Genomic DNA, 776 nt, shown 5'->3' with positions numbered 1-776 from the left:
TTGGCGCCGTCCCACAGGCTGATCGGCCACGGCGCGTGCCAGCCGCCGAGGAACATCGTGGTGGCCAACGCCGACACGGTGGTCATGTTGACGTACTCGGCGAGCATGAACATCGCGAACTTCAGCGACGAGTACTCGGTGTGGAAGCCGCCGACCAGTTCGCCCTCGGCCTCGGGCAGATCAAAAGGTGCGCGGTTGGTTTCACCGACCATCGAGGTGACATACACCAGAAACGACGGCAGCAGCAGGAACACGAACCATCTGCCGTCCTGGGCGGCCACGATGCCCGAGGTGGACATGGTGCCCGCGTAGAGGAACACCGCGGCAAACGACAGCGCCATGGCGATCTCATAAGAGATCACCTGCGCTGATGACCGCAGCCCGCCCAGCAGCGGATAGGTCGATCCCGACGCCCAGCCGGCCAGCACGATGCCATACACCCCGATCGAGGTGACCGCCAGGATGTAGAGCACCGCAACGGCCAGGTCGGTCAGCTGCAGCGGGGTGTGGTGGCCGAACACCGAGACCACCGGCCCCATCGGGATCACCGCGAAGGCCATGAACGCGGGCACCGTCGAGATGATCGGCGCCAGCAGGTAGATGGGCTTGTCCACACCGGTGGGAATCAGGCCTTCTTTGAGCCCCAACTTTATGCCGTCGACCAGCGACTGAAGCAAACCCTTTGGGCCCACCCGGTTGGGACCAAACCGCATCTGCATACGGCCCAACAACTTCCGCTCGATCAAAATCGCCGCCAACACCGTCAACAACAGAAA

At 63.1% G+C, this 776-nt stretch carries 1 protein-coding gene; it reads right to left on the bottom strand.

Annotation, left to right across the window (positions count from 1 at the left end; translation table 11 throughout):
• A partial coding sequence (nuoH, locus tag D6M19_RS34050; protein ID WP_123029681.1) for an NADH-quinone oxidoreductase subunit NuoH occupies positions 1-776 on the bottom strand: 776 nt, incomplete at both ends.

Source organism: Mycolicibacterium stellerae (assembly GCF_003719305.1).
Classification (GTDB): domain Bacteria; phylum Actinomycetota; class Actinomycetes; order Mycobacteriales; family Mycobacteriaceae; genus Mycobacterium; species Mycobacterium stellerae.
This window is presented reverse-complemented; position numbering and strand designations above follow the sequence as displayed.